Source organism: Tessaracoccus aquimaris (assembly GCF_001997345.1).
GTDB lineage: Bacteria > Actinomycetota > Actinomycetes > Propionibacteriales > Propionibacteriaceae > Arachnia > Arachnia aquimaris.
The window spans coordinates 233556-259708 of the sequence record NZ_CP019606.1 but is presented as its reverse complement, the minus strand read 5'-3'; the positions used below and the strand labels follow the sequence as shown (position 1 = coordinate 259708).

22 protein-coding genes, 4 tRNA genes and 3 pseudogenes are annotated in these 26153 nt (G+C 70.2%); 18 read left to right on the top strand and 11 right to left on the bottom strand.

What is annotated here, in order from left to right:
* Positions 1-7: 7 nt before the first annotated feature.
* From BW730_RS01175 to BW730_RS19900, 3 genes are read right to left on the bottom strand one after another with little or no spacing between them, the layout of a single operon-like run.
* On the bottom strand, positions 8-946 hold the full coding sequence (locus BW730_RS01175) for a cation diffusion facilitator family transporter (protein ID WP_418082024.1): 939 nt from the start codon (positions 944-946) through the stop codon (positions 8-10).
* 50 nt (positions 947-996) lie between these two features.
* A complete protein-coding gene (locus BW730_RS19905; RefSeq protein WP_250637752.1) occupies positions 997-1395 on the bottom strand; it encodes an NAD(P)-dependent oxidoreductase in 399 nt (132 codons plus the stop codon).
* Positions 1392-1940: an NAD(P)-dependent oxidoreductase gene (locus BW730_RS19900; protein WP_250637751.1), complete on the bottom strand. Its 549-nt coding sequence runs from the start codon at positions 1938-1940 to the stop codon at positions 1392-1394. The genes BW730_RS19905 and BW730_RS19900 overlap by 4 nt, the downstream gene beginning before the upstream one ends.
* Positions 1941-2112: 172 nt before the next feature.
* Here BW730_RS19900 and BW730_RS18925 point away from each other — a divergent pair.
* From BW730_RS18925 to BW730_RS18400, 3 genes and pseudogenes are all read left to right on the top strand, one after another.
* Positions 2113-2925 (top strand): annotated as a pseudogene (locus BW730_RS18925) (glycine--tRNA ligase subunit alpha); the annotation flags it as partial.
* Positions 2926-3143: 218 nt separating this feature from the next.
* Positions 3144-5150 (top strand): annotated as a pseudogene (gene glyS / locus BW730_RS01165) (glycine--tRNA ligase subunit beta); the annotation flags it as partial.
* Between the two features lie 14 nt (positions 5151-5164).
* The gene (locus tag BW730_RS18400) at positions 5165-5317 is read left to right on the top strand and encodes a hypothetical protein (protein WP_158522449.1); all 153 of its coding nucleotides are present in this window, start codon (positions 5165-5167) and stop codon (positions 5315-5317) included.
* Positions 5318-5324: 7 nt separating this feature from the next.
* On the opposite strand, the gene BW730_RS01160 is transcribed toward BW730_RS18400, so the two are convergent.
* On the bottom strand, positions 5325-5927 hold the full coding sequence (locus tag BW730_RS01160; RefSeq protein WP_158522448.1) for a pentapeptide repeat-containing protein: 603 nt from the start codon (positions 5925-5927) through the stop codon (positions 5325-5327).
* Between the two features lie 82 nt (positions 5928-6009).
* Between BW730_RS01160 and BW730_RS01155 the strand changes: the two genes are divergently transcribed.
* Complete coding sequence (locus BW730_RS01155) at positions 6010-7491, top strand: patatin-like phospholipase family protein (RefSeq protein ID WP_158522447.1); 1482 nt, start codon at positions 6010-6012, stop codon at positions 7489-7491.
* A 107-nt stretch (positions 7492-7598) separates the two neighbouring features.
* Complete coding sequence (locus tag BW730_RS01150) at positions 7599-8294, top strand: aspartate/glutamate racemase family protein (protein ID WP_077684702.1); 696 nt, start codon at positions 7599-7601, stop codon at positions 8292-8294.
* A gap of 4 nt (positions 8295-8298) precedes the next feature.
* Here the strand turns inward: BW730_RS01150 and BW730_RS01145 are convergent, their stop codons facing one another.
* Both BW730_RS01145 and BW730_RS01140 read right to left on the bottom strand, forming a co-directional pair.
* Complete coding sequence (locus tag BW730_RS01145; RefSeq protein ID WP_077684701.1) at positions 8299-9282, bottom strand: aldo/keto reductase; 984 nt, start codon at positions 9280-9282, stop codon at positions 8299-8301.
* 360 nt (positions 9283-9642) lie between these two features.
* On the bottom strand, positions 9643-10236 hold the full coding sequence (locus BW730_RS01140; protein WP_077684700.1) for a DUF1269 domain-containing protein: 594 nt from the start codon (positions 10234-10236) through the stop codon (positions 9643-9645).
* Positions 10237-10589: 353 nt separating this feature from the next.
* On the opposite strand from BW730_RS01140, the gene BW730_RS01135 reads away from it, so the two are divergent.
* The 6 genes and pseudogenes from BW730_RS01135 to BW730_RS01110 all read left to right on the top strand — a co-directional run bounded on the left by BW730_RS01135 (position 10590) and on the right by BW730_RS01110 (position 18219).
* A complete protein-coding gene (locus tag BW730_RS01135; RefSeq protein ID WP_077684699.1) occupies positions 10590-10682 on the top strand; it encodes a potassium-transporting ATPase subunit F in 93 nt (30 codons plus the stop codon).
* Positions 10679-12355, top strand: coding sequence for a potassium-transporting ATPase subunit KdpA (gene kdpA, locus BW730_RS01130; protein ID WP_077684698.1), 1677 nt, complete (start codon positions 10679-10681; stop codon positions 12353-12355). The genes BW730_RS01135 and kdpA overlap by 4 nt, the downstream gene beginning before the upstream one ends.
* A 101-nt stretch (positions 12356-12456) precedes the next feature.
* A pseudogene (kdpB, locus tag BW730_RS01125) lies at positions 12457-14435 on the top strand (potassium-transporting ATPase subunit KdpB).
* A gap of 10 nt (positions 14436-14445) precedes the next feature.
* Positions 14446-15054 (top strand): potassium-transporting ATPase subunit KdpC, encoded by a 609-nt coding sequence (gene kdpC, locus BW730_RS01120; protein WP_077684697.1) that lies wholly within the window; start codon positions 14446-14448, stop codon positions 15052-15054.
* 28 nt (positions 15055-15082) lie between these two features.
* Positions 15083-17536 (top strand): sensor histidine kinase, encoded by a 2454-nt coding sequence (locus tag BW730_RS01115; RefSeq protein WP_226997179.1) that lies wholly within the window; start codon positions 15083-15085, stop codon positions 17534-17536.
* Entirely contained in the window at positions 17533-18219 is a 687-nt protein-coding gene (locus BW730_RS01110; RefSeq protein WP_077684695.1) for a response regulator, read from the top strand. The genes BW730_RS01115 and BW730_RS01110 overlap by 4 nt, the downstream gene beginning before the upstream one ends.
* A gap of 19 nt (positions 18220-18238) precedes the next feature.
* On the opposite strand, the gene BW730_RS18395 is transcribed toward BW730_RS01110, so the two are convergent.
* From BW730_RS18395 to BW730_RS01100, 3 genes are all read right to left on the bottom strand, one after another.
* The gene (locus tag BW730_RS18395; RefSeq protein ID WP_158522446.1) at positions 18239-18355 is read right to left on the bottom strand and encodes an excalibur calcium-binding domain-containing protein; all 117 of its coding nucleotides are present in this window, start codon (positions 18353-18355) and stop codon (positions 18239-18241) included.
* A 71-nt stretch (positions 18356-18426) separates the two neighbouring features.
* Positions 18427-18672 carry a hypothetical protein gene (locus BW730_RS18390; RefSeq protein WP_158522445.1) on the bottom strand — a complete coding sequence of 82 codons (246 nt, stop codon included), beginning with the start codon at positions 18670-18672 and terminating at the stop codon, positions 18427-18429.
* Positions 18673-19128: 456 nt separating this feature from the next.
* Positions 19129-19201, bottom strand: a tRNA-Lys gene (locus tag BW730_RS01100).
* 41 nt (positions 19202-19242) lie between these two features.
* Between BW730_RS01100 and BW730_RS01095 the strand changes: the two genes are divergently transcribed.
* From BW730_RS01095 to BW730_RS01070, 6 genes are all read left to right on the top strand, one after another.
* The gene (locus BW730_RS01095; protein ID WP_077684693.1) at positions 19243-19902 is read left to right on the top strand and encodes a TCP-1/cpn60 chaperonin family protein; all 660 of its coding nucleotides are present in this window, start codon (positions 19243-19245) and stop codon (positions 19900-19902) included.
* 498 nt (positions 19903-20400) lie between these two features.
* Positions 20401-21675, top strand: a complete 1275-nt coding sequence (locus BW730_RS01090) for an SH3 domain-containing protein (RefSeq protein ID WP_158522444.1) — start codon at positions 20401-20403, stop codon at positions 21673-21675.
* A gap of 95 nt (positions 21676-21770) precedes the next feature.
* Positions 21771-21843, top strand: a tRNA-Glu gene (locus BW730_RS01085).
* A gap of 156 nt (positions 21844-21999) precedes the next feature.
* Positions 22000-22073 (top strand) — tRNA-Asp (locus BW730_RS01080).
* Positions 22074-22100: 27 nt separating this feature from the next.
* Positions 22101-22174 (top strand) — tRNA-Phe (locus BW730_RS01075).
* A gap of 370 nt (positions 22175-22544) precedes the next feature.
* Complete coding sequence (locus tag BW730_RS01070) at positions 22545-22814, top strand: YdeI/OmpD-associated family protein (protein ID WP_145952667.1); 270 nt, start codon at positions 22545-22547, stop codon at positions 22812-22814.
* Positions 22815-22921: 107 nt separating this feature from the next.
* Here the strand turns inward: BW730_RS01070 and BW730_RS01065 are convergent, their stop codons facing one another.
* Together BW730_RS01065 and BW730_RS01060 are read right to left on the bottom strand one after the other, a co-directional pair.
* Positions 22922-23425 (bottom strand): hypothetical protein, encoded by a 504-nt coding sequence (locus tag BW730_RS01065; RefSeq protein WP_077684691.1) that lies wholly within the window; start codon positions 23423-23425, stop codon positions 22922-22924.
* Positions 23426-23428: 3 nt separating this feature from the next.
* Positions 23429-23716 (bottom strand): hypothetical protein, encoded by a 288-nt coding sequence (locus tag BW730_RS01060; protein WP_077684690.1) that lies wholly within the window; start codon positions 23714-23716, stop codon positions 23429-23431.
* A gap of 105 nt (positions 23717-23821) precedes the next feature.
* Here BW730_RS01060 and BW730_RS01055 point away from each other — a divergent pair, with 105 nt between their 5' ends.
* Positions 23822-25993 (top strand): tetratricopeptide repeat protein, encoded by a 2172-nt coding sequence (locus BW730_RS01055; RefSeq protein ID WP_077684689.1) that lies wholly within the window; start codon positions 23822-23824, stop codon positions 25991-25993.
* Positions 25994-26153: the final 160 nt, after the last annotated feature.

Sequence of the window (26153 nt, the reverse complement as noted above, 5' to 3'; positions counted from 1 at the left end):
CGGGCCGTCAGTCGAGGTGCTCGTCCTCGTAGCTGCGGGGGTCCTCCACCGGCTCCAGGTGCCCGGTGACGTGCAGGTCGGGGAACTCGTCGCGGATCTCGTCGATGAGGTCCTCCATGGCGTCGTGGCCCTCCTTGACGCTCCAGGCGCCCGGCACGAGCATGTGCATCTCCATGAAGGCCCTCGCCCCGGAGACCCGGGTGCGCAGCGCGTGGAACCTGATCTCGTCGCCGGTGTGGGTGTCCAGGATCTCGCGGATCCGGGCGTTGGTCTCCTTCGGAAGCGACTCGTCCATCAGGCCCGCCGTCGACTCAGAGACGAGCCGCCAGCCCGTCCAGAGGATGTTGATGCCGACGGCGATGGCGACGATCGGGTCGAGGATCTTCCATCCCGTCAACCAGACGAGACCGACGCCGACCACGACCCCGACCGAGGTGATCAGGTCGGTCATCAGGTGCTGTCCGTCGGCGCGCAGCGTGATCGAGTTGTAGCGCCGCCCCGCCTTGATCAGCACCATCGCGACCGCCCCGTTGACGGCCGCCGCCACCACGGAGATCAGCAGGCCGATGCCCACCTGCTCGAGCGGCTGCGGGTTCAGCAACCGCTGGATGCCGAGCACCAGGATCACGGAGGCGGCCACGAAGATCATCACGCCCTCGATGGCCGAGGAGAAGTACTCGGCCTTCGAGTGGCCGTAGTGGTGGTTCTTGTCCGCGGGCTTCGCGGCGACGCGAAGCGCGATCAGCGCGACGATCGCGGCTACCAGGTTGACGACGGACTCGGCCGCGTCGGAGAGGAGGCCGACCGATCCGGTGATCAGCCACGCCGCCGACTTGAGCGCGATCGTCACGAGGGCCGCCGCGATGGACAGCCAGGCGAACTTGGTCAGGTCGACTCGGGTGGTGCTCACACGCTCAATCTTCGACGCCCGCGCTCGGCCCCACAAATCAAAGCGTGCCTACGGCGCGTCCGAGGGCGTCCCCGGGGCGCTGTCGCCTAGCGGCGGACCAGGTTGCGGATCTCGCCGCCCGTGCGGACCGCGTCGATGTTCTGGGCCAACAACTTGTCGCCGTTCTGCGGGCGACCGCCCGCGACGTGCGGCGTGATCAGCAGGTTCTTCTCGTCCCAGAGCGGCGACTCGGGAGGCAGCGGCTCGGTCGCCGTCACGTCGATCGCGGCGCCCGCGAGGTGGCCGGAGCGCAACGCGTCGACGAGGGCCTGCTCGTCGACGGTGCTGCCGCGGCCCACGTTCACCACCAGCGCGCCGGGCTTGAGCTGAGCAAACCGCTCCGCGTTCATCGCGTTGGCGGTGCTGGGGTGGTGCGGAAGGATCATCACGAGGATGTCGGTGTCGGCGAGCACGTCGGCGAGGCCGTCGTAGTCGACGACCGTCACTCCCCGCGCTCACCCGCCGTCCGGGCCGCCCCGGTGACCTTCGCCCCGAGCGACTGGAGCAGCGGCGCGAGCGTCGACCCGATGGAGCCGTAGCCCCAGATCGTCACGTTCGCGTCGTTGAGCGTGGTGACGCGGCCATCGTCGGCGCGCAGCTTCATCGCCCCCGAGAGCTTGGGGTCCCAGTAGCGGCTCTCCTGGTTCTGCAGTGCGCGCGGCAGGTGGCGGATCAGCGCGAGGATCATGCCGAGGGCGTGCTCCGACACCGGCCCGTCGTGGAGCCCGACGCCGGTCGCGATCGGCACCTCGACGGGGAACCCTGCGGCGACCACGGGGTCGGGTCCGGCCAGGAACGCCTGCACGAGCTTGAGGTTCGTCAGCCGCTCCGCGGAGTCACGCAGCACGTCGGCGGGCTGCCCCCAGGCGACCAGCACCTCGGCGTCGAGGTGTTCCTCCGGCACGGGGACCGAGTGGTCGATCGTGACGAACTCGACGCCGTCGATGACCGGGACCTTGCCGCGGTAAGCCTTGGGGACCAGGACCTTCATGCGTGCCACCTCCATGTGTTCTTCGGTACTTCCCAGCATGTCATACGGCCAACCGTCCGTCTGTGCGGCATCGCGTCCGCGAGCGGCCGCACCCGGACGGGCGCCGCCCTGGGACGAACCGGCCGAGGCCGAGCCGGGCGCCGCCGAGGGCTAGAATGCCCGGGTGCTGACGATGCAAGACGCCCTACGCCGCCTTTCCGACTACTGGACCTCCAAGGGCTGCCTGACCTGGCAGCCCTTCAACACGGAGGTCGGCGCCGGAACCATGAACCCGGCGACGGTCCTGCGCGTGCTCGGCCCCGAGCCGTGGGACGTCGCCTACGTCGAGCCATCGGTGCGACCCGACGACTCCCGCTACGGCGAGAACCCCAACCGGCTGCAGACCCACACGCAGTTCCAGGTGATCCTCAAGCCGGAGCCGGGCGACCCGCAGGAGCTGTACCTCGGCTCGCTCGAGGCCCTCGGGATCGACCTCAGCAAGCACGACGTCCGCTTCGTCGAGGACAACTGGCAGCAGCCGGCCATCGGCGCGTGGGGCCTCGGCTGGGAGGTGTGGCTCGACGGCATGGAGATCACGCAGTTCACCTACTTCCAGCAGGTCGGCGGCCAGAACCTGGACCCGATCCCCGTCGAGCTGACCTACGGCGTCGAGCGCATCCTGATGGCACAGCAGGGCGTGACGCACTTCAAGGAGATCGCCTACGCCACCGCCGCGGACGGCCGCATCGTCACCTACGGTGAGGCGTTCGGGCAGCAGGAATACGAGATGAGCCGCTACTACCTCGACGACGCCGACGTCGAGGCCAACCGCAGGCTCTACGAGACCTACGTCGGGGAGGCGACCCGGATGGTCGAGGCCCGGCTCCCGGTGCCCGCGCACTCCTACATTCTCAAGTCGAGCCACGCGTTCAACGTGCTCGACGCCCGCGGCGCCATCTCCACCACCGAGCGCGCAAAGGCCTTCGCCACCATGCGCCGCCTGATGCGCGACACGGCCGCGCTCTGGATCGAGCGCCGCGAGGAGTTGGGCTTCCCTCTCACCCGTGAGGCCGTCGAGGCCGCCCCCGCGACGCCGGAGGCCCCCGTCGACCTGCCCTCCGACGCGCAGACCTTCGCGCTCGAGATCGGCGTCGAGGAACTACCCCGCACGTCGTCCCGCAGACGGTCGACGCCGTCCGCGAGGCCCTCACCGCCAAGCTCGCAGCGACCCGGCTCACGCATGGCGCGATCACCGTCGAGGGCACCCCTCGGCGCATCGTCGCCATCGTTGAGGGCCTCGCAGCCCGTGAACCCGACGCCGATCAGCTTCGCAAGGGGCCCAAGTGGGCCGCCGCCTTCGACGGTGTGGGCAACCCGACCAAGCCGCTCGAGGGCTTCGTCCGTGGCCAGGGCGCGACGCTCGACCAGGTCGTCAAGGCCGAGATCGGCGGCAACGAACACGCGGCGATCAGCGTCTCTGTCGAGGGTCGCGGCGTGCTCGACGTGATGGGCGAGATCGTCGCCGACGTCGTCAGCGGGCTCCGCGCCGAGAAGAACATGCGCTGGAACGACCCGAAGCTGTCGTTCTCCCGCGCCATCCGCTGGCTGGTCGCCCTGTGGGGCCCGGCAGTCGTGCCCGTCGCGGTCTCCGACCTCGTCGCGGGCCGCACCACCTACCTGCAGCGCCCCGTCGCGGGCGAGGACGGCACCCGATCTGACGGTGCGCGCGTCGGCAAGGTCGACCTCGCCACCGCATCGGACCTGCTGCCGACCATCGCCGACGGGGCGATCCTGCTCGCCACCGACGCCCGCCAGGGCTCCGTACGCGACCAGGCGACCAGGCTGGCCGCGACCGTCGGCGGCACCGTCGACCTTGAGGGCGAGGCCGCCCTCGTTGACGAGATCACCAACCTCGTCGAGGACCCGCACGGCGTGCTCGGCCACTTCGAGGAGCGCTACCTCGAACTGCCGGAGCGCATCCTCACCACCGTGATGCGCAAGCACCAGCGCTACCTGCCCGTCTACCGTGACGGGAAGCTGGCGCCGCACTTCGTCACCATGGCCAACGGCCTGTGCGACGACGACACCGTCCGCGCGGGTAACGAGTCGGTCATCCGTGCCCGCTACGAGGACGCGCTGTTCTTCTGGAACTCCGACCTCAAGGCCACCGACGCCGACAGCTTCGTGCCGGGGCTGGAGAAGCTGACGTTCGAGGACCGCCTCGGCTCCGTCGGGCTCCGCGCCCGCCGCATCGCCGACGTCGCCGCCAAGCTGGCCGACCGGATCGGCCTGGACGGCGCGGACCGCGAAACGCTGGACCTCGCGGGCCGGCTCGCCAAGTTCGACCTCGCGACAGAGATGGTCGTGGAGATGAGCTCGCTCGCCGGGTTCATCGCGAAGGAGTACGCCGTGCGGCTCGGCGAGACCGAGGCCGTCGCCGACGCGCTGTACGAGATGGAGCAGCCGCACACCTCGGCCGACCCGGTCCCCGCGACCGTGCCCGGCTCACTGCTCGCGCTCGGTGACCGGTTCGACCTGCTGGCTGCCATGTTCGCCCTCGGCGCGAAGCCGACCGGATCGTCCGACCCGTTCGGGCTGCGCCGCGCCGCGCTGGGCGTCGTGCGGATCCTGCGCGAGTCCGCGGGCACCCCGCTGGAGGGCATCACGATCCGCGCCGGGCTCGAGGACGCCGTCGCACGGCTCGCCGAGCAGGGCGTCGACGTCGCCCCGGACGCCGTCGACTCGGCCCTGGAGTTCACCATCGGCCGCTTCGCGCAGCTGCTGCGCGACGAGGGCACCTCCGCCGACCTGGTGAACGCGATCCTGCCCGCGGCCAACGCCCCCGGGCGCGCCTCCCGCCTGCTCGGCGAACTGTCGGCCCTCGAGGACGAACGCCTCGGCGACCTCGTTGAGGCGCTGGTGCGGATCTCGCGGATCCTGACTCCGAAGGTGAAGCCGAGCTACGACCGTTCCAAGCTGACCGAGCCCGCCGAGTTGGCGCTGGCCGACGCGATCGAGGCGATGCCCTCCGACGTCGCCTCGCGCTCGATGGCCGACGTCGTCGAACTGACGGACCCGCCCGTGGCCGCGGCCGAGGAGTTCTTCGAGGAGATCCTCGTCAACGCCGAGGATCCGGCGGTGCGCGCCGCCCGGCAGGGGCTCCTCGCGTCGCTGCTGCACGCCGCCCCTGCAGGCATCGACTGGAAGGCGCTCGACACGGCGCTGAGCTGAGGATCAGAGACCCCATGGCCGAACGAGAAGACGACGCCCCGCGGCCCGTCCCCGATCAACCGGGCGACAGTGCCGGCGGGCAGTCCACGCACGGCGAGCGCGTGGACGCCTCGTCGGTCTGGGCGCGCACCCGCTACGCCGAACTGCTGAAGCGGCTCGGCAAGTAGGCCGCACCTACGCCACGGTGATCCCCAGGATGTCGGCGAGCACCGGGGCGAGTTCGGTCGCCTGGTCGTAGCCGAGCTTGATGCCCCGCATGCCCTCCGGGTTCGACTCCAGGCCCTGCAGTCGGGCGCCGCGCAGGTCGACCCGCTTGGTCTTCGAGTTGGTGAGGATCAGCTTTCCGACGGTGGCGTCGACGAAGTTCAGCACCTCCACCTTCGCCTCCGACAGGTCCAGTTCCCCGACCACGGCGCGATCGATCTCGAGCCGGTTGATGGTGGTGCCGCGGAGGTTGAGGTAGTCGATCTTGCCGCCCACGATCCGCACCCGGGTCCAGGTTCCGGCGAACGCCTGGATCGCGCCGATCCGACATTCCGCGACCGTCACATCCTGGAGCGTCGACTTGGCGAACGACACATCGGTGGCGCGCGAGGATGAGAAGTCGACGTCGGCGAGGCGGCAGCCGATCAGCCGTGCCCCACTGAGGTCCGCGTCACGGAACTGGCTGTCCAGGATCCGCAGCCCGTGCCGCTCGACGCCCCCGAAGGAGACCCCCTTCTCGTCGACCCCCTCGATGTAGCCGTCCTCCAACAGGTCCTGCACGTCGATGCTCATGGACCCAGAGGGTACTCCGAGCCACCGACGGCGCGCCCTCAGTCGCATGCCGCGCGACGCGCACGTCGCTAGGCTTGTCGCCATGGCTGGTAAGGGATGGTTCGGGCTTCCGTTCTTCTCGCTCACCCCCAGGGCGGAGGTGGTGTCCTGCGTGTTGTCGGGTGGCGGGTCGAGGGCGAGCTTCCAACTTGGCGCGCTGGACTATCTCTACCGGCACGACGAGCAGTTCACGCCCACGATCTTCGTCGGCGCCTCCGCAGGCTCGATCATCGCGTCGTCGCTTGCGCAGTCGGCCGAGCGCGAGGGGCAGCGGGAGTACCTGCGCAGGCTGCGGTCGATCTGGGACGCCATGACGGAGCCGAACGACATGTTCACGCCGCGCCCCTGGTACGACCGGCTCGCCACCGAGGGCCCTCAGTGGCTGGAGCTGGTGCGCCCTGCACGGCCCGAACCGAAGCCGGCTCCCCCCAAGCCTCGCCCGCCGCTGCTGCAGTTCCTGCGCACCGAGGCCACGAGTTCGCCGTCGCCCCCTGAGCCGGTGACGGCCCCGAACCCGCTTGAACTGGCGCTCACCCCCGACTCGGAGACGCCGGTGCGCTCCGAGTGGTCGCTGAACGCGCTGTCGACCATCGCGTCGCATCTCGGGCGGCTCCCCCGGCTCGGCAGCGACCTCAACGCCATCGCGCACGGCCTCGACGCCACCAAGTCGATGTACCGCCCCGGGCCGGTGCTCGTCGAACTGCTGCGCGAGGAGATGTTCTTTCCCGCCCGAGTTTCTGCCTCGGGGGCCACGCTGCGGATCGCGATGGTCGCGCTGGAGTCGGGCGAGCTGCGCTTCATGACGGAGAAGGGCACCCTGGTCGACCGGAACAACCAACCGGTCGGCACCGCTACCCACGACCTGGGAGTCGGGGTGCTGGCCTCGTGCGCGATCCCCGCAGTGTTCCGGCCGGTGCCGATCGGCGCCGAGACCTACGTCGACGGCGGCGCGCGTGAGAACCTGCCCGCCGAACTGGCCATCGGCCACTTGGGCGCCGCCCGCAACTACATCGTCAGTTCGCAGTCCACCGGTGTGCACCGGCGGGCCTCGATGGCCGACGCCGACCTGTTCTCCATCGTGATGCGCTCCACCGAGATCCTGATCGACGAGGCGGGGCGCGACGAACTGGCCTACGCGCATTCCGCGGGCTCGATCGTGATCTATCCGGAGTTGAGCGTGCACGACGCCATGACGGTCGATCCGGCGCTGATCGCGATCAACGAGGCGTACGGATGGTTGCGCGCCGCGGAGCAACACCTTCACCTGGACGCGGCCGCCGAGGCTCGGCACCGTCGACTCATCGAGGCCCGGCTCCGCGCCCTCCAGGCCGAGAACGACTACCTGGCCGCCGCCGAGCCGGACAAGCGCCAGAATGCGGCGCTCGCGTCGGCGAAGACCGCCCTGCGCGACGCCGTCCGATCTGCGAGCGACAGCCCGCTGCCGCCCGGCGCGAACACCTGGTGGCGCACCTGGGAGCCCCGTGCCGCGGCGCCGAGGATCGATCCCCCGTGGATCCACGACTGACCCGACGCTGACGACCCGCCGACCGGGCAGCCTGTCGGGTCGCGGGTGGCCCGGTGTGCGATCCGTCCCTGTGGCAGGCTTGCCGCACCATCACGAAGGGGACTTGGATGCTACGGATCGGGATGCTCGGCGGGATGAGTTGGGAGTCGACGGCCCAGTACTACCGGCTCGCCAACGAACTGGTCCGCGACCGCCTCAGCGGGCTTCACTCGGCGCGCATCCTGCTCGACTCGGTCGACTTCGCCGACATCGAGGCCATGCAGTCCGAGGCCCGCTGGGACGACGCCGGACGCGCGCTCGCGGCACGGGCCGCCGCGCTCGAACTGGCGGGCGCCGACCTGCTGCTGATCTGCACCAACACGATGCACAAGGTCTATGACGCCGTCGACGCCGCCGTCACGATTCCCGTGCTGCACCTTGCGGACGCCACCGCGGCCGCCGTCAAGCGCGCCGGTGTCAGCACGGTCGCGCTGCTCGGCACCGCATTCACGATGGAACAGCCGTTCTACCGGGAGCGGGTTGCCGCGGCAGGCGTCGAGGTGCTCGTCCCCGAGGCGGGCGACCGGGCGGTGGTGCACAGGGTGATCTACGAGGAGTTGGTCCGCGGCATCGTGCGCGACGACTCCCGCGAGGCGCTGCGCGGCATCATCTCGTCACTGGCCGCAGCCGGCGCCCAGGGTGTGATCCTCGGCTGCACCGAACTCGAACTGCTGGTCGGCCCCGACGACGTCGACGTCGCGGTCTTCCCGACGACCCGCATCCACGTCGAGGAGGCGTTGGCGGCAGCGGGCGTGCCCGGCTAGGACCTCAGAGCCCCACCATCCTCATGCCTGCCTCGCCGTAGCGGTCGCCCGCGACCCCGGCGTCGGTGAGGGCGTCGAGCGTGGCGATGTCGTCGGCCGAGAGACGCACGGCCGCGGCGGCGGCGTTCTCGTCGATCCGGCCGCGGCGCCTGGTGCCCGGGATCGGGACGATGTGGGGTCCCTTCGCAAGCAGCCACGCGAGCGCCACCTGGGCCGAGGTTGCGTCGACCGCCTCGGCCAACTGCTGCACCTGGGTGAGCAGCGCCTGGTTCCGCGCCAGGTTCTGCTCCTCGAAGCGCGGGATGCTCGCCCTGATCTCGCCCTCACCGAAGCCCTGCCCGGGTCGCACCGTCCCGGTGAAGAAGCCCTTGCCCAGCGGGCTGAACGGGACGAACCCGATGCCAAGTTCCGCGCAGGTCGGCAGCACCTCGGCCTCCGGGTCGCGCGTCCAGAGCGAATACTCGCTCTGCACCGCGGTCACCGGGAACGTCGCGTGCGCCCGTCTGATGGTGTCCGCGCCGGCCTCTGAAAGCCCGAAGTGGTGCACCTTCCCGGCCGCCACCAGTTCGCCGACGGCGCCCGCCACGTCCTCGATGGGGACGGCCGGGTCGACGCGGTGCTGGTAGAAGAGGTCGATGCTCTCGACGCCGAGGCGCTTGAGCGACGCGTCGGCGACCCGCCGGATCTGCTCAGGGCGCGAGTCGGTGCCCTGCATGCGCCCGTCGGCGATGTGCCAGCCGAACTTGGTCGCGACGACGACCTGGTCGCGGATCGGCGCGATCGCCTCCCCGACGAGGATCTCGTTGTCGTAGGGTCCGTAGACCTCTGCGGTGTCGATCAGGGTGATGCCTTGCTCGACGGCGTAGCGCAGCACGCCGATCATCTCGTCCCGGTCGCCCGGGTTGGGCCCGTAGGACTGGGACATGCCCATGGCTCCGAGCCCGATCGCCGAGACCTCGAGCGACGTGCCGAGAATCCTGCTGTGCATCGCACCCTCCTTGGGGTTGGCCCCAACACCGGTGCGGCGAGGCCCACTCCCGATTCTGCCCGCCGGAACCTGACCCCGCTTGCCGTTCCCCGAGCCCGCGCCGTTCCCCGAGCCTGTCGAGGGGTCCGAAAACCACAGCGAACAAGACGGACGCTTCGACAAGCTCAGCGAACAAGCCGTTCCCCGAGCCGGCACCGTTCCCCGAGCCTGTCGAGGGGTCCGAAACCACAGCGGACGCGACGAACGCTTCGACAAGCTCAGCGAACAAGCCGTTCCCCGAGCCCGCTCCGTTCCCCGAGCCCGTCGAGGGGTCCGAACACCGACGCACGGACGCTCGGACAGGCTCAGCGACCAGCCCGGCTACTTGTCGAACTTCGCCTTGAGGGCCGCGACGCGCTCGTCCCACTTCTCGTGGCGCTCGTCCTTGCGCTGCTTGCGCAACTCCTCGGACGCCGCCTTGCGCGCAGCCTCCGCAGCGTCCTGCTCGGCCTCCAACTCGTCGAGCACCTGGCCGAGCGGGACGCGCGTGATGGCGCCGCCCTGGCCAGCGACGAACTGGTCGAGCGCCGACGTGTCGGCCTCGTCGGTCTGCAGGATCAGCGCGTTGTGGCCGGGCGCGATCTTCTTTGCCATCGAGCCGAGCACGGAGGACTGGTCCTGCGCGCGGTCCAGGTCGGATAGTCCGCCGATCAGCCCGCCAGCGCCCCAGCCGAGCAGCATCCCGAGCGGTCCGCCGAGCTCCCCGACCAGTAGTCCGATCAGGGAGCCACCCAGATAGCCTCCTCCGGCGTCGAGGTCGCTGCCCTCCGGAGCGGAGAGCCTGCCGTCGGCGTCGCGCTGGATCAGCGCCGCCGCGACCACCGCGCTCGAGACGGGAGAGGCCTTCAGGTCGGACTCGGCCTTGAAGGCGTCGGCCACGGCGGGGAAGGTCACGATTGCCACGTATTCGGTCATGGGAAACCCTTTCGTTGCGGGCGAATGCCCTTGTGTACCGGTTTTCACGCTACGCCCGGCCGTTGGCCGACACGCCGGGCGAGACAGATTCCGGACGGACGGCCAGCCCGAGGCGGATCCCCACAGATCCGAAGACGAGGCCCGGGTGTAGGCAACCCGTCAGGCCGACGCTCGAGGTCGTATGGAAGCCGTTAGGACGCTGTCGCCCAGGCGGCCGGCGGAGTTGGCTGTGGGTGTGCCCATCGAGGGCGCTGCAACTACTCAGGAGCCCTCATGCTCGACATCGTCTATGTGCTCATCACCATCGCGCTGTTCGTCGCTGTTGGCCTGCTCGCTAAGGGGGTCGAACGGCTGTGACCGCCTTCGACATCGTCGCCACTATTCTCGCTGTGGCGGCCATCTGTTACCTGCTCGCCGCGCTCGTGCGCCCGGAGCGCTTCTCATGACCGCACTGGCCGCAGCCCTGACGCTGCTCGCCGTCGCCGTCCCGCTCGCCCTGGCCTACCGGCCGCTCGGAGACTACCTTGCCTGGACCTACACCTCGACGAAGCACTGGCGCGTCGAGCGGTGGGTCTACCGCGGCCTGGGCGTCGACCCGGATCAGGGGCAGACGTGGCGGGCCTACCTGCACGGCCTGCTGGCGTTCTCCGCCGTCGGGATGTTGATCCTGTTCACGCTGCAGCGCGTCCAGCAGTGGCTGCCGTTGTCGCTCGGCCACGGCCCCGTCTCCCCCGCGCTGTCGTTCAACACCGCGGCCTCATTCGTCGGCAACACCAACTGGCAGTCCTACTCGCCCGAACTGACGATGGGGCACCTGGTGCAGATGGCCGGGCTCACCGTGCAGAACTTCGTCTCGGCCGCCGTCGGCATGGCGGTGGCCATCGCGCTGGTCAGGGGGCTCGCGGCCAGGTCCACCGGCCTGATCGGCAACTTCTGGGTCGACCTCACCCGGGGCCTGCTGCGGGTGCTGCTGCCGATCAGCGTGGTCGGTGCGCTGCTCCTGCTCGCGGGCGGCGTCACGCAGAACCTGGTGGGCATGACCCACATCACCACCATCGCGGGCGCCGATCAGGCGATCCCGGGAGGCCCTGTCGCGTCGCAGGAGGTCATCAAACTGCTCGGCACCAACGGCGGCGGCTTCTTCAACGCGAACTCGTCCCACCCGTTCGAGAACCCCGGCTCCCTCACGAACTACCTCGAGATCTTCCTGATGCTCGTGATCCCCTTCTCACTGACCCGTGCCTACGGACGGATGGTCGGGGACGTCCGCCAGGGCTACGCGACGCTCAGCGTCATGGCGCTGCTCTTCACGGCCTCGTACTCGATCCTCGTCGCCCTTGAGTCGACGGCCCGCGACGCGGCCCCGGCGCTCGCAGGGGCCGCCATGGAGGGCAAGGAGACCCGCTTCGGGATCATCGGATCAGCGCTGTTCGCCACCACGAGCACCGGCACCTCCACCGGCGCCGTCAACTCGATGCACGACTCCTACACCTCGCTGGGCGGCATGATGCCGATGCTGAACATGATGCTCGGCGAGGTCAGCCCCGGCGGCGTCGGCGCGGGCCTCTACGGCCTGCTCGTGATGGCGATCATCTCGGTGTTCGTGGCGGGCCTTCTGGTCGGCCGGACGCCCGAGTTCCTTGGCAAGAAGGTCGGCCCGCGCGAGGTGAAGCTCGCGAGCCTCTACATCCTGGTCACCCCGACCCTCGTGCTGGCGGGCACCGCGCTCAGCTTCGCGCTGCCCGGTGTGAGCGACTCGGTGCGCAACACCTCGATCCTCAACCCCGGCCCGCACGGCACGTCGGAGGTCATCTACGCCTTCACCTCGGCGGCCAACAACAACGGCTCCGCATTCGCTGGCCTGACCGCTGACACGCCCTGGTTCAACACGGCGCTCGGCCTCGCGATCCTGATCGGCCGGTTCGTGCCGATCGCGCTGGTGCTCGCCCTCGCGGGCTCCTTCGCAACCGCGACCCCAGCGGAGGCGACGGTCGGCACCCTGCCCACGCACCGTCCGCTGTTCGTGGCCCTGATGATCGGGGTCGTGATCGTCGTCTCCGCCCTCACCTACTTCCCGGCCCTGACCCTCGGGCCGCTCGCCGAAGGACTGTTCCGATGACCACCACCAAGGCCGCCCAACCCCGCCGCGGGCAGTGGGCCCAGGCGCTGCCCGGCGCCTTCCGGAAGCTCGACCCGCGGGCCCAGTGGCGCAACCCCGTCATGTTCCTGGTCTGGGTCGGAGCAGCCCTGACGACGGCGCTCGCCCTCGTGGAACCCTTCATCGGCGGGCCCCGACCCTCGGGGGCACCGCGGTGCCCGTCAGTTTCACCGCGCTGATCGCCGGCTGCCTCTGGTTGACGGTGCTGTTCGCCAACCTCGCCGAGTCGGTCGCTGAGGGCCGCGGCAAGGCGCAGGCCGAGTCGCTGCGCAAGACGCGCACCACCACCACCGCACACCGCGTGCAGCGCTACGACGCGGATGCGGACGCGGGCGCCGAGCGCGCCTCGACCGAGGAGATCGCCTCCTCAGACCTCCGCCTCGGCGACGTCGTGGTGGTCTCCGCAGGCGAGACGATCCCCGGCGACGGCGACATCGTGTGGGGCATCGCCTCGGTCGACGAGTCGGCCATCACGGGCGAATCGGCCCCCGTCGTGCGCGAGTCCGGCGGCGACCGCAGCGCCGTCACCGGCGGCACCCGGGTGCTGTCCGACCGGATCGTGGTGAAGGTCACGTCCAAGCCGGGCGAGACCTTCGTCGACCGGATGATCGCGCTCGTCGAGGGCTCCGCCCGTCAGCGCACCCCCAACGAGATCGCCCTGTCGATCCTCCTCGCAGGCCTGTCCCTTGTCTTCCTGGTGGTCGTGTTCACGCTCAACCCGATCGCCTCAGCGGGGGCGCAGCCGGTGTCGCTGACGGTCCTGATCGCGCTGCTCGTGTGCCTGATCCCCACCACGATCGGCGCGCTGCTGTCCGCGATCGGCATCGCGGGCATGGACCGCCTCGTGCAACGCAACGTGCTCGCCATGTCCGGGCGCGCCGTCGAGGCCGCGGGCGACGTGTCGACGCTGCTGCTCGACAAGACCGGCACCATCACCTACGGCAACCGACGCGCGTCCGAGTTCCTGCCGCTGGAGGGGGTCGACGCCCACCGGCTGGCCCACTTCGCGGCCCTCGCATCGCTGAGCGACCCCACGCCAGAGGGTTCCTCGATCGTGGCGCTCGCCGCCGAACTCGGGGTCAGTCCCGAGCGCCAACCAGGCGCCGTGCCTGTGCCGTTCACGGCCCAGACCCGGATGTCCGGCCTTGACCTGCCCGACGGCACCCAGATCCGCAAGGGCGCCGCCTCGGCCGTGCTCGCCTGGCTCGACCTTGCGAGCGCGGAGACCACCGACATCGCCGACGGGATCGGCGCCTCCGGCGGCACCCCACTGGTGGTCGCGTCCAAGGGACCCCGCCACGAGAGCATCCTCGGCGTGGTGCACCTCAAGGACATCGTCAAGGACGGCCTCCGGCAGCGCTTCGACGAGCTGCGCTCGATGGGCATCCGCACCGTGATGGTCACCGGGGACAATCCGCTGACCGCCGCGGCCATCGCACGGGAGGCCGGCGTCGACGACTACATCGCCGAGGCGACCCCGGAGCAGAAGCTCGACTACATCAGGCGCGAGCAGGAGGGAGGCCGGCTGGTCGCCATGACCGGCGACGGCACCAACGACGCTCCGGCTCTCGCGCAGGCCGACGTCGGCGTCGCAATGAACACCGGCACCTCCGCCGCGAAGGAGGCGGGCAACATGGTCGACCTCGACTCTGACCCGACCAAGCTCATCGACATCGTCGCCATCGGCAAGCAGTTGCTGATCACCCGCGGAGCGCTCACCACGTTCTCCATCGCCAACGACATCGCCAAGTACTTCGCGATCATCCCCGCGATGTTCATGGGCGTCTTCCCCGGCCTCGCGGCCCTGAACGTGATGGGCCTGCACTCCCCCGCCTCCGCGGTCGCCTCGGCGATCATCTTCAACGCCCTGGTGATCATCGCCCTCGTGCCGCTCGCGCTGCGCGGCGTGAAGTACCGGCCCGCAGGCGCCGCCCAGATCCTGGGCCGCAACCTGGCGATCTACGGCCTCGGTGGCGTCATCACCCCCTTCGTCGGCATCTGGCTCATCGACCTCGTCGTGCGCCTGATCCCCGGATTCTGAAAGGTCCGACATGCCTCAATCGCTGCGCCTCATCACCAGGCAGAGCGCCGTTGCCCTCCGCGCCATGGTGCTGCTCACCGTCGTGCTCGGGCTGGTCTATCCGCTCGCGCTCACCGGCATCGGGCAGGTGCTGTTCCCCTGGCAGGCCAACGGCTCGCTGGTGCACGACGCGTCCGGCCAGGTGGTCGGCTCGAAGCTGATCGGGCAGGCCTTCGTGGACGCCGACGGTGCCCCGCTGCCGCAGTACTTCCAGTCGCGGCCCTCCGCCGCGGGCGACGGCTACGACGGGTCGGCCTCCTCCGGCAGCAACCTCGGCCCGAACAACCCGGATCTGGTCGCGGCCATCGCCGAGCGGCGGGCCGCGGTCGCGGAGTTCAACGGCGTGCCCGAATCCGAGGTCCCCGCCGATGCCGTGACGGCGTCCAGTTCCGGCCTCGACCCGGAGATCTCCACCGCCTACGCGGCCATTCAGGTCGACCGGGTCGCTGCGGCCCGGGGCATCGAACCGAGCCGGGTCGCCGACCTCGTGAAGGAGAACACCTCCGGCATTGGATACTTGTCCGAGGTCCGGGTCAATGTGGTGGAGTTGAACCTGGCATTGGACGAACTGGAGGGCTGAGGACGTGAGCTCGCGTGGGCGACTGCGGGTGCTGCTCGGGGCCGCGCCGGGGGTCGGCAAGACGGTCAGCATGCTCGACGAGGGGCACCACCTGGCCGCCGAGGGCGTCGACGTGGCGATCGGCCTCGTCGAGACCCACGGGCGCGCCGCGACGGCAGCCCTGACCGAGGGGCTGCCCGTCATCCCGCGGCGCACCGTCGACCACCGCGGCGTCCTCCTCAACGAGATGGACGTCGACGCGGTGCTGGCACGCCACCCCGACACGGCGCTCGTCGACGAACTGGCCCACACGAACGCGCCTGGCTCCCGCAACGAGAAGCGTTGGCAGGACGTCGAGGAACTGCTGGCGGCGGGGATCAACGTGATCTCCACCGTCAACATCCAGCACATCGAGTCCCTGAACGACGTCGTCGAGACGATCACCGGGGTGCCGCAGCGCGAGACCGTCCCCGACTCGGTGCTGCGCGCCGCCGACCAGGTGGAGGTCGTCGACCTGGCCCCCGAGGCGTTGCGCGACCGGCTGTCGGGCGGCGTCGTCTACCCTGCGGAACGCATCGACGCCGCCCTCTCCAACTACTTCCGGCTCGGCAACCTGACGGCGCTGCGCGAACTGGCGCTGCTGTGGCTCGCAGACGAGGTCGACCAGGCCCTCACTCTCTATCGCAAGGACCACGGCATCGCGGGCACCTGGGAGGCCCGCGAGCGCGTCGTCGTGGCGCTGCCCGGCGGCCCTGAGGGTGAGACGCTGCTGCGCCGCGGGGCCAGGATCGCGGCGCGGGCGGGCGGCGAACTGATCGCCGTGCACGTCTCGACGCAGGACGGGCTGCGCGCCGACAACCCGACGGCGTTGGCGGAGCAGCGGGTGCTGGTCGACAAGCTCGGCGGCAGTTACCGCCAGGTGATCGGCGAGGACACCCCCGAGGCGCTGATCGAGTTCGCGCGCTCGGTCAACGCGACCCAACTGGTGCTCGGCGCGAGCCGCCGCAGCCGGCTGAGCGCCGCGCTCACCGGGGCCGGCATCGGCGCGAGCGTGATCCGCGACTCGGGCGACATCGACGTGCACATCGTCACGCACGCCGCCGCGGGCGGCCGGTTCCGGTTGCCGAAGGTCGGCGGGGCGTTGTCGCCGACGCGCCGGGTCGCGGGGTTCGCGCTCGCCCTGATCGGCGGGCCGCTGCTGACCTGGCTGCTCGTCACGTTCCGCAGCCCCGAGTCGATCACGGGCGACGTGCTCAGCTACCAACTGCTGGTCGTGGTCGTCGCGCTCACCGGCGGGCTGTGGCCGGCGCTGTTCGCCGCGGTGATGTCGGGCCTGACGCTCGACTACTTCTTCATCCAACCCTTCTACACGATCACGATCGCCGACCCCCTCCATATGCTGGCGCTGGCGCTCTACGCGGCGGTCGCGGTGCTGGTGAGCTACGTCGTCGACCGCGCGGCGCGCAGGGCGCGGGTCGCCAAGCGCGCGGCGTCGGAGTCCGAGCTGATCCAGACGGTCGCGGAGAACGTGCTGCGCGGCGAGGACGCCCTGCAGGCGCTGGTCGCGCAACTGGTCGACGCTTTCGCCCTCGACGGCGCCGTCCTGACCGACAGGGGCAAGCGGATCGCCGAGGCGGGCGAACTGAGCCCCGACCCGACGCGCCTGACGCTGACGGACGACGCCGTCCTCGAACTGCACGGCAAGGGCCTACCGGCCTCAGAGCGTCGCCTGATCGGCGTCATCATCGCCCAACTGGGCGCGGCGGTCGAGCATCGCCGCCTCGAGGAGACGGCGAGCGAGATCGAGCCGATCGCCGCCTCCGACAAGGTCCGCGGGGCCCTGCTCTCGGCCCTCAGCCACGACCTGCGTCGCCCGCTGGCGGCCGCGACCGCCGCCGTCGGAGGGATGCGGCTCGCCGACGATGCGCTCAGCGACGCGGACCGTCGGGAGTTGCTGGAGACGGCCGACCAGTCGCTCGCGGCGTTGTCGACGCTGGTGACGGACCTGCTGGACGTGTCGCGGCTTCAGGCCGGGGCGCTCACGATCGAGACCTTCCCCATCGAGCTCAGCGAGGTGATCGAGGGCGCGCTCGACGAACTGGCGCTCGGCCCCGAGGAGGTCACCGTCGCGCTGCAACCCGACGCGAACCGGGCGATGGCCGACCCCGTCCTGCTGCAGCGCGCGTTGGTCAATCTGCTCGCCAACGCGACCCGGTACAGCCGTCGGGTGAGGGTCGCCACCAGCGCGTTCGGCGACCGGATAGAGGTCCGCGTCGTCGACCACGGGCCGGGGGTCAGCCCCGAGCGCCGCGACGACATCTTCGTCCCATTCCAGCGACTGGGCGACGTCGACAACACCACGGGGCTGGGGCTGGGGCTCGCCCTGTCGCGCGGCTTCGTCGAGGGAATGGGCGGCACCATCGAGCCGGAGGACACACCCGGCGGCGGGCTCACCATGGTGGTGTCGCTTCCGACCGGCGCCCGTGAGGAGGGGAACGAATGAAGATCCTGATCGCCGACGACGACCCGCAACTCGTCAGGGCGCTGCGCATCACCCTGACCGCGAAGGGCTACCAGGTGGTGGCAGCCGCCGACGGCGCGCAGGCGATCGCGGCCGCCATCGATCACAAGCCCGACCTGTACCTGCTCGACCTGGGCATGCCGCGCCTGGATGGCGTCGAGGTGATCCACGCGATCCGCGGCTGGTCCGACGCCCCGATCCTGGTCGTCTCCGGTCGGGCAGGGTCGGCCGACAAGGTCGAGGCGCTCGACGCGGGCGCCGACGACTACGTCACCAAGCCGTTCTCCGTCGACGAGTTCCTTGCCAGGGTCCGCGCCCTCGCCCGCCGGGTGCCGGAGCGCCACGAGGAGGCGCCGCCGCTGGTGCGGATCGGGACGGTGGACGTCGACTTCGCGGCCCGCACCGCGGTCGGCAGCAACGGCCCGATCCGGCTGACCCCGACCGAGTGGCAGGTCCTCGAACTACTGGCCCGCAACGAGGGGAAGTTGGTGACGAGGCAGACGATGCTGACCCACATCTGGGGCACCGAGCACGCCCGCGACACCGGCTACCTGCGGCTGTACCTCTCGCAGTTGCGCAAGAAACTCGAGCCCGACCCGTCCTCGCCGCGTCACCTGATCACCGAACCGGGGATGGGCTACCGCCTGGTCATCTCCCCCGCCTGACTCGCAGCGGGTCGGGGACTCACTCGCAGCCGACTCCGTCACCGTCGCGATCGAGGTGCCGCCCGTAGCCGGGGTCGCCGATCCTGACGGGGTCCGCGCCCGCCGCGCGGGCCGCCGCGCAGTTGCGGAAGTACACGGCGTCGCCGTCGGAGGACGAGAGCCGCTGGATGGTCGGCTCGGCCGCCGCGGCGGTCTGCTGAGCGACCTTCAGCTTGGAGGGGGCTCGGGCTCCGACTCGGCGGTCGGGGCCGGCTCCGCGGCGACAGTGGCGGTGGCCGTCGCCGTGGTCGTCGCGGTCGCGGTGACCGTCGGCCCCGGGACAGTCGCGGTCACGGTGGGGCCGGGCGCGGTCACCGTGACGGTCGGCGCGGGCTTGGGCTGTGCCGTGACGGTCATCGTCATCGACGCGGGCTCTGCGGAACTGGCGTCGCCGCCGCCGAGGCCGACGCCCATCAGCAGTCCGACGATGCCAGCGCCCGCCCCGATCGCCGCCTTGGACCGCCACCTCGACCTGGGCGGGGGCGCGACGGGCCGTTGCTGGGGAAATCCCTGGGGCGGCCCATACGGAGGCTGCCCTGGGGGAGGCGTCGTCGAGTACGCCTGCGGAGGTGCCTGGAAAGCCGGAGGACCGGCCTGTCCTTGTGGTCCCGGACGTCCGAATCGCTGCGTCACTCATGCCCCCTGGCGTTGTCGTCGGGGACATCATGGCAGGGAGGGGCGCTGCGCTGCTAGTGGGCCCATGTTTGGGGGTTCTGACGGCTACCCGTGCTTCTCGATGCGTTCGGCGGACGAGGGGTCGGCGTTCCGGTGCCCCTGGATCCATGCCGATGGCGAGCGCTCTCGCAGTGCAATGGCTTACACGATGGCTTACAGAAAATGCCTGAATGGCGTCCACATCGCTGTGGCCAGTGCCCCCAGCGGGGCTCGAACCCGCGACCCATGGATTAAAAGTCCACTGCTCTGCCAACTGAGCTATAGGGGCGAAGGCAGTCTAGCGTCAGAGGCGTCTGGCACGCTTGGGACATGGCTCCCTGGCAGTGGCTCGTCCTGATCATCGCGGTGGGCGGCGCGCTGCTCGCCTTCGCGGTGCTCGCCGATCGTCGCGCCCACCGTCGAATCACCGGCGCGGGGGAACCGGCGCCGCTGCGCCACAACGACGAGGTCAACCGGCACGTGCCGACCTATATCACGCAGGACGAGATCGACGACCTTCCCGCCCCGGGTCGCGGCGTCGACGGGTCGCTGCCGCACAAGGGCGAGGGGTTCGCGTTCGGGCACGCCTCCCCCGACTTCGCCACCGTCAACGACGGAGCCTCCTGGGCGAACCCCCGACTGCTGGTCGTCGACGGCGCCGTCGAGACGATGCGCGAACTGATGGCGCCGCTGTCGCGGGCCAGCGAAGAGTCGCCGCTGATCCTGGTCGCCGCCCGGTTCCATCCCGATGTGCTCGCCACCCTCGCCGCGAACCGTCGGGCGCTCAACCTCCCCATCGTGGCCGCCGTCGCGGGCGATAGGGACCGCAGGAGACTGGCCGAGGCCACCGGCGCTACCGAACTGACCCCCGCCGACCTGCAGGCCGGCTACGTCCCGGATGAGGCGCTCGGCCGCGCCGCTTCCTGGTCGAGCACCGGGTCGCGCTGCTGGGTCCAACCCGACCAGAGCGCGTGGCGGGTCGAACCGTAGGCCGATCCGCGCTATCACCCAGGTCTCGAACCTCAACCTCGAACCTCAACCTCAAGCACGAACCTCAAGCTCGACTTCAGCTCGCTTGATTCTGAGAAACCGACACGCTTCTCAACTATGCCCTTCGTCCAGGAACCCTGGGTGAAGCCTCATCGCCCCTTGTCGAAGCGCCTTTGCGTGCCAGGGCCGGTGCACGAATCACAAGTTTGTGATTTTCGCACCTGAGCGGTGTGTCGGCTTGTGTAGTTCTCAGCAAACTCTCAACCAACGTTGTCCCGCCGCGTGGCCGACTCCTAGTGTCCATCGCAGTGGCCGGACGTGTCGGGGGCGGATGCCCCGGGGAAGCGGCACGTCTGGCCAACCGCAACGACGAGGAGAGACGTGAGAAGAGCACTCAAAGGCCTACGCGGCGTAGCAGCGGCGGCCGGAGTGGCAGTTCTGGTTCAGGGACTCGGCACTTTGGCACTGGGCCCTTCGGCCGACGCAGTGGACGGAAACGTGACCGCGACCACGAGAGTCAATGTCCGGACCGGGCCTGCAACCTCGTACAAGTCACTGACCGTCATCAACAAGGGCGTCTCGCTGCCCAGCCACGGCTCAAGCAACGGCTGGACGAAGGTCACCTTCAACGGCAAGACCGCCTACATCGCCTCGGCGTACCTGACGGGCACCTCCTCGGGCGCACCGTCGTCGGAGACCTCGCAGGGCACCAAGCCCGCGGCGGGCGGCAGCACGTTCACGACGGCGAACCTCAACCTGCGCACTGGCCCCTCCACTCGCGACAAGGTCACGTTCGTGGTCCAGCGCGGCACCCAGCTCTCGTTGACGGGGAAGGTCAGCGGCAGCTACGCGCAGGTCACCTACAAGGGCACGACGCTGTGGGCATCCACCAGCTACCTGAGCTCCAAGGCCTCGCAGGCCTACGACGACAAGCTGCCGAAGGTGACGGGCCAGGCCCGCGGCACCACGGCGCTGATGGTCCGCACCAGCTCCTCATCCAAGTTCACCAACCTCGGTGACGCCCCGAAGGGCACGATCTTCGACCTGACCGGGGTCAAGGAGAACGGGATGGCGCAGATCATCTACAAGGGCGCCGTCCGCTGGGTCAACGCCCAGTACCTGACGACGGTGGGCAGCGGCTCGACCGCCCCGACCGTCCCGACTCCCCCCAAGACGACCACCAGGTACGCCACGACGGTGCTCAACATCTGGGCGGCCTCAAGCGGCCAGTCCTACAGCGGCGAGATTCCCCGCGGCGGAGAACTGCAGGTCACCGGCACCGTCAAGAACGGTCGCGCCGAGATCATCGTGAGCGGCGCCTCCAAGTGGGTGACGTCGAAGTACGTCTCGGCCACCAAGCCAAGCAGCGGCGGGACCGGGGCCTCAAGCGGCGGCGGAACCTCGCTCAACCGCGGCTACTCCAGCGGCCTTGACCAGACCAACGCCAACGTCCAGTCGATCGTCCGCGATGTCTGGAACCGCTACTCCGCGATCAAGACGATGTACGGCTGGCGCCGCGACGTCACCCCGGACCATCCCGCGGGTCGCGCCGTCGACGTGATGATCCCCAGCTACAAGAGCAACAGTGCCCTCGGCTGGGAGATCGCCAACTACTACCGGGCCAACGCCTCGAAGTACAACATCAACTACATCATCTTCGACCAGAAGATCTGGTCGACCGCCCGCAACAAGGAGGGTTGGCGCTCGATGGCCAACCGGGGCGGCGACACGGCCAACCACAAGGACCACGTGCACATCAACACGCACGGCTGATCCCCCACGAAGGGCGCGCGACCTCGGGTCGCGCGCCCTTCGTCGTGCCCGCGTGTTTGTGGGGCCCCGCGAAGTCCCCTATGCTTGACCCGCTGGTCCCCATCGTCTAGCGGCCTAGGACTCCGCCCTTTCACGGCGGCAGCACGGGTTCGAATCCCGTTGGGGATGCGCAACGGGCATGGCGCCGAGCCTCTCGGCGTCGTGCCCAAACTATGCGGCCTTCACCGTTGTACTGTCACTGACTAGGCGTTTTGCCCGATGTGACAGCGCGGTGGAAGTCACGCTATAGTTACCGGGCTGGCTCAGCCAGTAGGTCAAGAGATTGGCCCCGTAGCGCAGTTGGTTAGCGCGCCGCCCTGTCACGGCGGAGGTCGCGGGTTCGAGTCCCGTCGGGGTCGCTAGGTCAGGCATCAAGCCAGGCCACCGGCCAGGTAGCTCAGCTGGTAGCAGCGTTCGCCTGAAAAGTGAAAGGTCGCCGGTTCGATCCCGGCCCTGGCCACAGTGAGACCCCTAGACGACTAGGGGTTTTCTCATTTCCCGGCCAATCCCACGCCCTCTCCATACCGCCAGACTTTCGCCCCAATGGCTACAGGAATGGCTACAGTCCACAAGACGACTAGGGGTTCTCTCATCCCCGGAGCAGCAGGTCGCCCTGCAGCGTTCGCCTGCAACCTACACGTCGCCGACTCGACCTTGGCACTGGCCACAGCGAGACCCCTAGACGACTAGGGGTTTTCTCATTTCCCGGCCAATCCCACGCCCTCGCGATACCGGCAGGTTGTCGCCCCAATGGCTGGACAAATGGCTGGACCGCGGGTAACGGCGCGCTCCCCCGACCTCCTTCGGCGGAGACGGCCTAGAATCGTCTGGTGAAGATCGAGACCCTCCCAGCAGGCACGGTGCACGACACCGTCCCCGACGACCTCGCGGAAGCGCTCGGCGGAGACGAGGCCGCGATGACGGCCTGGCTCGACATCACCCCGCTGGCCCGCAACGAGTGGATCTGCCTGGTCACGGACGCCAAGCAGGACAAGACGCGAGCCAGGCGACTCGAGCGCACCATCTCGCAACTGGGCGACGGACATCGCCGCCCCTGTTGCTGGCCCGGTTGCGCCCACCGCGAGCGCAACGGAACGTAACCGCGGGCCCGGGCCCCGCCACGGGTCGGGGACTCATGGGCTGACCTGCCCAGGGGACGCAGAACGGCCCACGCCCGAGCGGGCGTGGGCCGTCGCGACGCAGGGCGTCAGGCCGCGAGGGACTCCGCGGCGGGCCAGAAGCCCTCTGATGCGAGCATCGCGATCCGGTAATCGAAGTAGGAGCCGTCTGTGAACGTGACCCGCAGGTGCGCCTTGGGCTCGCGCGACCCCTGATCCGTCAGCGAGGCGATCGACGCGAGGGCGATGGTCACCTTCTTGGTCGGCGGCACCTCACGCATCGTCAGGCCGAAGTCCAGCAGTTCCACCGCCGTGTCGGTGATCGTCAGGGCGACCCCGTAGCCCTCGCGCGGCAACTGGCGCGCCAGGCTGCCCGGCTCTCCCCCGATGTGCTTCGACGACGAGGCGGCCTCGGCCACCTTGCCGATCGCCCGGCCGATCAGCGCGGTGCCACCGACGCCGGTGTTGCCTCCGGCCTCGTACGACGACGGGGTCACCATGATGTGCCCGCGGTAGCCGGGCACGTGCTCACGCATCGCCTCGCTGAGGTCGGGGGCCGCGAAGGCCTTCTTGATGCTGTCGAACAGTCCCATGACTCAGGCCTCCTTCCTGCCGCGCACGAACACCACGACCGCGCCGATCAGGAACGCCGCGGCAAGCACGCCGAGCACGATCATCAGGGGCTGGTAGCCGATCGAGGTGATGATCCGTAGGAGCCCACCCCTCCGTCCGCCCGACTGGTCAAGCAGTTGGTCCCACAGGTCACCGAAGGCGAGATAGGCCGTCAGTCCCGCAAGCACGACACCGATCCCGGCGAGCGTCAGCGCGCCGGCTTCTCCTGAGCTCTCCTGCTCTTCATGGATCTCAATTCCAGGTTCGTTCATGGCACCGGATCCTCGCAGACCCGGGCCAAGCTTCCGCGTCGATCCGGGCGCCCACGGCAAGGCCGAACGATCCCGAACACCGCCCGACCCGGTTAGGCTTCCTGCGTGGCACAGCCAGCGACCCTCGACGACCTCGCGGCCGAACTGCGCCGACTTAGGGCGCTGGTCGGCAGCCCGTCCTACGCCGACCTGGCGCGCCGGATCGGCACCCTCCGCGCCGAGCGCGGCCAGCCCCACACCGCGCCCGGCCGGATCACTGTCTATGACGCGTTCCGCGACGGCAGGACGCGCCTCGACGCAACGCTCGTGCTCGACCTCGTCGTCGTCCTCGACGCCGACGCCGACCTCGCGCTGTGGCGGGACCGGCTCGCCTCGATGACGCGCGCCTCCCGCGTGGCCGTCTCGACCGTCCTTGCCTCGACCACTCGCCTCCGAGGTCGGGCAGCCGAGGCGGCGACGCTCGAGCGCCTGGAGCACGGCCAGTGCGCGCTCATCACCGGGCTGCCTGGCACCGGGAAGAGCGAACTCGCGATGGCGGCCGCGGGCCGGCTCGGCGAGAGGCATCTGATCGTGCCGATGCGCGGCTACCACCACTCGGCGCCGCCGCTCAGCGCCGCGGATGTCGCGGCGGAACTGCTGCGCCTGATCGACGTCCCCGCGCGCGAGATCGCGCAGTTGGGGCCGCGCCAGCAACCTCGACGGTGGCGGGAACTCGCGGCCGACCTCGACCTCGTCGTGGTGCTCGACGACGTGTCGCCCCGTTCCGAGGCCGACGAACTGATCGCGGGTGGTCGCTGCAGGACGCTCGTCACCAGCCGCGAGTCGGGCGCGGTCACCGCGGACGTGACGGTCGCGCTCTCGCCGCTCACGGAGGACGAGACGGTCGCGCTGCTCGCCGACACCATCGGCGCCGGCCGCGTCGCCGCCGAACCGGACGCCGCGGCGGACCTCGCGCGGCTGGCGGGTGGCATCCCCATGGAGGTGCTGGTCGTCGGAGGCGCCGTCCTCCAGCGCCCCGAGTGGGCGCTCGCCGACCACGTCCACGCCCTCGCGACCGCGTCCAGGACGTCGCCGCTGCGCCCGGCGTTGCAGGTCAGCTACGCGAGGCTCACGCCGTCCCAACAGGGGCTGCTGCGACTGCTGGCGCTGCACCCCGACACGGCCGTCGACGCGCGCAGGGCAGGCATCCTGGTTGGCGCGGACGCGACCGCCGACCTCGCGGCGCTCCAGGCCGCCAACCTGCTGAGCGCCCGCGGCGACCGGTACGGCTGGCACGACCTCGTCCGGGACTTCGCGCACGACGAACTCCAGACGCAGGTCCCCCACAGCGCCCAGCGGGCCGCCGTGGCGCGACTGGTGCGCGCGGACCTCGACCTGCTCGCCGCCGCTGTCGACGCGCTGCATCCGGGGATCGCCGGCCGGGTCGCGACCGAGCCGACCTCGGCGATGGGCACGGCCGAGGCCACCGCGTTTCTGGCGGCAGAACTGCCGACGCTGCTGACGCTGCCGGAGACGGCACGCGACTGGGGCCTCGCCGCCGAACTGTCCGAGGCGTCGGCCCTGCTGTTTCCGGTGCTGTCCTTCGAGGTGCGGCTCACCGAGGCGGTTCGGGTGCACAGCCTCGCGGCGCAGGAGGGCGCGCCGGAACGCGAGGCCCAGGCCCGTCGTCACCTGGCGCGGGCGTTCGAGGAGCAGGGGCGCTACACGCAGGCGATCGCGGAGTTGGAGGTGGCCCTCGAACTGGACCAGCCGGAGCGCGACCGACTCCTGATGGCGCTCGGCAACGTGCGCCTCAGCCAGGACGACCTGCCGGGGGCGATCGAGAGCTACCGGGCCGCCATCGACGCGTGCCACGACGACCTGCACCGCGCCTTCGCGCACGCCAACCTGTCTGAGGGGCTGCGGCGCTCAGGCGATCTCCCGGCGGCCCGCGACGCGGCGCGGCGTGCCATCGACCTCCTGGCCGCGCTCGGGCACCGCTCCCACGAGGCCCAGGTGACCGCCAACCTCGCCCTGATCGCGCAGGCCGAGGGCGACCTCGACGAGGCCTACCTGCTGCTCGAGGCCGCCGCCGAGCGCGCCGTGGCCAACCGCGGGCACTACCTGCGGGTGCGGGCGTCGATGGCGTCGGTGCTGATCGACCTCGGCCGGCTTGACGAGGCCGAGGAGGCGATCGACGAGGTGCTCGCCGCGGTCGACGAGCGCACGTTGGCGGACCTGTACCACGAGACGCTGGCCGACCGGGACCGCCTGGCCGCGGCGCGGTTGGCTGGCTAGGGGACGGGCTGCGTGGCTATCGGACCCCTCGACAAGCTCGGGGAACGGTGCCCCCCCAAGCTCGGAGAACTACGCTCGCTGAGCCTGTCGAAGCGTCCGCAACACCGGCATCGGACCCCTCGACAAGCTCGGGGAACGGTGACGGACAAGCTCGGGGAAC

What these genes read in the sequence shown, in the direction of transcription:
- BW730_RS01065 (WP_077684691.1), bottom strand. Translation starts at nt 23,425, where the DNA reads ATGGGACTGTTCGACAGCATCAAGAAGGCCTTCGCGGCCCCCGACCTC.
- BW730_RS18390 (WP_158522445.1), bottom strand. Translation starts at nt 18,672, where the DNA reads ATGGGCGTCGGCCTCGGCGGCGGCGACGCCAGTTCCGCAGAGCCCGCG.
- BW730_RS01095 (WP_077684693.1), top strand. Translation starts at nt 19,243, where the DNA reads ATGGCTCCCTGGCAGTGGCTCGTCCTGATCATCGCGGTGGGCGGCGCG.
- kdpC (WP_077684697.1), top strand. Translation starts at nt 14,446, where the DNA reads ATGCCTCAATCGCTGCGCCTCATCACCAGGCAGAGCGCCGTTGCCCTC.
- BW730_RS01060 (WP_077684690.1), bottom strand. Translation starts at nt 23,716, where the DNA reads ATGAACGAACCTGGAATTGAGATCCATGAAGAGCAGGAGAGCTCAGGA.
- BW730_RS01140 (WP_077684700.1), bottom strand. Translation starts at nt 10,236, where the DNA reads ATGACCGAATACGTGGCAATCGTGACCTTCCCCGCCGTGGCCGACGCC.
- BW730_RS01110 (WP_077684695.1), top strand. Translation starts at nt 17,533, where the DNA reads ATGAAGATCCTGATCGCCGACGACGACCCGCAACTCGTCAGGGCGCTG.
- BW730_RS19900 (WP_250637751.1), bottom strand. Translation starts at nt 1,940, where the DNA reads ATGAAGGTCCTGGTCCCCAAGGCTTACCGCGGCAAGGTCCCGGTCATC.
- BW730_RS01155 (WP_158522447.1), top strand. Translation starts at nt 6,010, where the DNA reads ATGGCTGGTAAGGGATGGTTCGGGCTTCCGTTCTTCTCGCTCACCCCC.
- BW730_RS01150 (WP_077684702.1), top strand. Translation starts at nt 7,599, where the DNA reads ATGCTACGGATCGGGATGCTCGGCGGGATGAGTTGGGAGTCGACGGCC.
- BW730_RS01160 (WP_158522448.1), bottom strand. Translation starts at nt 5,927, where the DNA reads ATGAGCATCGACGTGCAGGACCTGTTGGAGGACGGCTACATCGAGGGG.
- BW730_RS18400 (WP_158522449.1), top strand. Translation starts at nt 5,165, where the DNA reads ATGGCCGAACGAGAAGACGACGCCCCGCGGCCCGTCCCCGATCAACCG.
- kdpA (WP_077684698.1), top strand. Translation starts at nt 10,679, where the DNA reads ATGACCGCACTGGCCGCAGCCCTGACGCTGCTCGCCGTCGCCGTCCCG.
- BW730_RS01145 (WP_077684701.1), bottom strand. Translation starts at nt 9,282, where the DNA reads ATGCACAGCAGGATTCTCGGCACGTCGCTCGAGGTCTCGGCGATCGGG.